The 3,790-nt window shown below is 72.1% G+C and carries 3 protein-coding genes; 1 reads left to right on the top strand and 2 read right to left on the bottom strand.

The genetic code is table 11. From position 1 onward, the window contains the following. Nucleotides 1-107: 107 nt before the first annotated feature. Both ACFXGA_RS39825 and ACFXGA_RS39820 read right to left on the bottom strand, forming a co-directional pair. Nucleotides 108-1,445: a PHB depolymerase family esterase gene (locus tag ACFXGA_RS39825; protein ID WP_378098275.1), complete on the bottom strand. Its 1,338-nt coding sequence runs from the start codon at nucleotides 1,443-1,445 to the stop codon at nucleotides 108-110. Nucleotides 1,446-1,697: 252 nt separating this feature from the next. Then, nucleotides 1,698-2,261 carry a DJ-1/PfpI family protein gene (locus tag ACFXGA_RS39820; RefSeq protein ID WP_378098272.1) on the bottom strand — a complete coding sequence of 188 codons (564 nt, stop codon included), beginning with the start codon at nucleotides 2,259-2,261 and terminating at the stop codon, nucleotides 1,698-1,700. A 367-nt stretch (nucleotides 2,262-2,628) separates the two neighbouring features. Here ACFXGA_RS39820 and ACFXGA_RS39815 point away from each other — a divergent pair, with 367 nt between their 5' ends. Beyond that, nucleotides 2,629-3,720: a ricin-type beta-trefoil lectin domain protein gene (locus ACFXGA_RS39815; protein WP_378098269.1), complete on the top strand. Its 1,092-nt coding sequence runs from the start codon at nucleotides 2,629-2,631 to the stop codon at nucleotides 3,718-3,720. The last annotated feature ends 70 nt before the right edge of the window (nucleotides 3,721-3,790 follow it).

Raw genomic sequence — 3,790 nt, 5'->3', positions numbered from 1 at the left:
GGTGCGCCGGGGGGGGGGGGGCCGGGGGCGCCCCCCCCCCCCCCCCGGGGGGGGGGGTGGACCCAACCCGCCACCACCCCTCGTCCATCAGCCGACCACCGCCGGGTTCACCCGAGGGTCCACCGCTGGCCGCTCTGCCCGCCGCACGTCGCCAGCCGCACGGGGGAGCCGTTGGCCGTGCCGCCGACCTCCAGGCACAGCCCCGACTGCGCGCCGGTCACCGAACCGTCCGCGTTGAGCCGCCACTTCTGGTTGGCGCCGCCGTGGCAGTTCCAGATGATCACGGCCGTGCCCGCGGCGGTGCCACCGCCCTCGGCGTCCAGGCAGCGCAGCGCACTGCCCGTGTACACCGTCAGCTCGCCCGCCGTCGTGGACGTCCACTGCTGGTTGGCGCCGCCGTGGCAGTCCCAGACCTGCAACCGGGTGCCGGCCGAGGTGCTCTGGCCGGGCACGTCCAGGCACCGGCCCGCGCCGACCGCGCGCAGCGGACCGGTCTTCGCGCCGCCGCCACCGCCCCCGTCGAGGCCGAGGAAGGAGATCGCGTACGCCAACATCCCCGCCTGCGGCAGGGTGTGGCCGGTGTTGGCGATGCTGATGCCCTCGACCGTGGCGCGGGTGCCCGTGTCGCCGTACCGGGTGCGCGTCCAGCTCGACTGCGGGCGGTCGGTGAACGCCGGGGTCTGGCTCAGCCCCCGGAGGTTGGTCCACTGCTTGATCTCCTCGCCGAAGTTGGGGTAGGCGAGGGTGGTGTCCGTGGTCCCGTGCCAGAACTGCATCCGCGGGTAGGTCCCGGTGTAGCCCGGGTACATGGCGCGGGCCGTGGCGCCCCACTCCGCGGCGGACCTGACGACGTTGCCGCCCGCGCACTGGCTGTTCCACAGCGAGCCGTTGGTCGTGGCGAAGCACCCGGCCGGGACGCCGGAGAACGCGGAACCCGCCGAGAAGACGTCGGGGTACTGGGCGGCCAGCACGTTCGTCATCATCGCGCCGGAGGAGAACCCGCTGACCACGATCCGGGCCGGGTCCACGTTGTAGCGCTGGCGGGTCCAGGACACCATCGACATGATGCCGGTGGAGTCGCTGCCGCCGTTGCGGGTGAGGCCGGCCTGCGTGGAGACGTCGAAGCAGTGCCCCTCGCGCGTGGCCTCGGGCACGACCACGACGTAGCCGTACCGGTCGGCCGCCGTGGCGAAGTCGCGGCCGTTGCCGTTGAAGATCGCGCCCGCCGAGCCGCCGCAGTAGTGCACGAGGACCAGCAGCGCGGGCTGCGGCGCGACGTTGTCGGGCACGTAGACGTACATGTTGAGGTTCGTCGGGTTCGTGCCGAAGTTCGTGATCCTGGTCAACGTGGCGGCCGAGGCCGGGCCCGCCGTCACGAGCGCCGTGCCGACGGTGAGCGGCAACAGCAACGCCGCGGCCGTCAGGGCGCGCAACATTCGTCTCATCATCACTCCTTGGTGGCGACCGCACGACCACCGCGGGGTGTCGTGCCGTCCGAGAGGCGCTCAACCCCGGCCGGAACGGCGCCACGGGACCGCGCCGCCACCACGGCGGCGACCTGGCGCGCAGGGGCGGAGCAGATGTCCCTCCCGGCAGTTAGCCACGCCCGGACGGCGGCGGCAATGTCAGATTCCTGCCACCGCCGTCGGTGGAGCGTGCCCGCCTCACGACCGCCCGCCGGTCGTGAGACGGGTCCGTCAGGCGGGGCCCGCCGCCTTCTCCAGCACGCGCATGAACGCGCGCGACCAGTGCGGGAGGTCCGGCCAGCCGCGGCACGACACCATCGCGCCGTCCACCACGTCCGGTTCGTCCACGAACGTGGCGCCCGCCAGCTCCATGTCCACCTTGAGCGGCGGGAAGGCGGCGGTGGTGCGCCCGCGCAGCAACCCGAGCGCGGCGGGCACCTGCGGACCGTGGCAGATGGTGCCCACGGGCAGCTCGTGCTCGAAGAAGTGGCGGACGATGCGGGCCACGTCGGGATCGGTCCGGATGTACTCCGGGGCCCGCCCGCCCGGGATCACCAGCCCGTCGAACCCCGTCGGGTCCACGTCGGCGAACGCCAGGTCCACCGGCAGCTCGTGCCCCGGTTTCTCGGTGTAGGCGTCCCAACCGGACTCGAAGTCGTGGACCACCAGCTTCACCGCGCGCGTGGTCGGCGCGGCCACGACCGCCTCGTGACCTCCCTCGCGCAGGCGGAAGACGGGGTACATCGAGTCCAGCTCCTCGGCGGCGTCCCCCGTCAGGACCAGCACTCTGGCCATGTTCGCTCCCTCGTCCCGCTCGACGTGCGCGCGGGGGCTGTTCGGTCGAACCGGTTCCGGAGTTGCGACCGTATGCCGATCGGGTTTCGCGGCACAATCGGCCGGTCAGGTGTCGGCGCGTTTCGTCCGAAGTGGACCGAATTGCCCACCCGGCACCGGCGAACGCCGCAATGTTCGCGCTAACACGAAGAGATGGCCCGTCTCAGTTCGTCACATCGCGTTCACAGCGCTGTAGTCTTATCCCTCGGCAACACACGACGTTAGCGCTAACAAGTTCGGTCGGAGACGAGTTGCCGTCGGGCACGGGCCGGCGCGCGGCGGGGGACCGCGACGGCCGTCCGTGCCCACCGATCACCGAGGAGGAACGATGCGGACGCTCGTCAAGGCACTGGTCACCGCGGCCGTCCTGGCGGCCGGGGTGCTGACGACCACCGGACCGGCCGTCGCCGAGTCGAACGGCGGCGTGCGCGTGATGCCGCTGGGCGACTCGATCACCGAGGGCACGCAGGTGCCGGGCGGTTACCGGATCGGCCTGTGGCAGCGGTTCACGGGCGCGGGCTACCGGGTGGACTTCGTCGGGTCGCAGTTCAACGGGCCGTCGTCGCTCGGCGACCACGACCACCAGGGGCACCCGGGGTGGCGGATCGACCAGATCGACGCGAACGTCGTCAACTGGTTGCGCAACACCAACCCGCGCACCGTGCTGCTGCACATCGGCACGAACGACATCCTGCAGAACTACAACGTGAGCGGCGCTCCGGGCCGGCTGTCCACGCTGATCGACCGCATCACCGCGACCGTGCCGAACGCGGACGTGTTCGTGGCGACGATCATCCCGATCGCCAACTCGGGGCAGGGCGCGGCCGCGCGCACGTTCAACGCCGCCATCCCCGGGATCGTGCAGAACAAGGTCAACGGGGGCAAGCGCGTGCACCTGGTCGACATGGCGTCGGCGTTGACGACGGCCGACCTGATCGACGGCGTCCACCCGACGGCCGGCGGCTACGACAAGATGGCCGCCCGGTGGTACTCGGCGCTGCGGTCGGTGCCGGGCGTGATCGGCGACCCGACCGCGCCGACCGGCAACCGGCTCGTCGGCACGCAGTCGGGCCGGTGCGCGGACGTGCCGAACGGCGTGGTGAACGGCACCCAGGTCCAGCTGTGGGACTGCAACGGCCAGCCGCACCAGACGTGGACCTACACCGCGGCCAAGCAGTTGACGGTCAACGGCAAGTGCCTGGACGCCTACAACCTCGGCACGACCAACGGCACGCAGGTCGTGGTGTGGGACTGCAACGGCCAGACCAACCAGCAGTGGAACGTGAACTCGAACGGCACGATCACCGGTGTGCAGTCGAACCTGTGCCTGGACGCGTCCGGGCACGGCACGGCGAACGGCACCAAGCTGATCCTGTGGTCGTGCAGCGGCCAGGCGAACCAGCAGTGGGCCCTGCGCTGACCGGCTGACCCCGCGCCGAGGGACCTGCCCGGGGGGGGGGGGGGCGGCGCCGGCGCGCCCCCCCCCCCCC

Origin of the sequence: Actinosynnema sp. NPDC059335 (assembly GCF_042752395.1) — a bacterium.
Lineage (GTDB): Bacteria > Actinomycetota > Actinomycetes > Mycobacteriales > Pseudonocardiaceae > Actinosynnema.
This window is presented reverse-complemented; position numbering and strand designations above follow the sequence as displayed.

Bases quoted from the DNA above. Each gene is read 5' to 3' on its own strand.
- ACFXGA_RS39825 (WP_378098275.1), bottom strand. From the start codon at position 1,445: ATGAGACGAATGTTGCGCGCCCTGACGGCCGCGGCGTTGCTGTTGCCG.
- ACFXGA_RS39820 (WP_378098272.1), bottom strand. From the start codon at position 2,261: ATGGCCAGAGTGCTGGTCCTGACGGGGGACGCCGCCGAGGAGCTGGAC.
- ACFXGA_RS39815 (WP_378098269.1), top strand. From the start codon at position 2,629: ATGCGGACGCTCGTCAAGGCACTGGTCACCGCGGCCGTCCTGGCGGCC.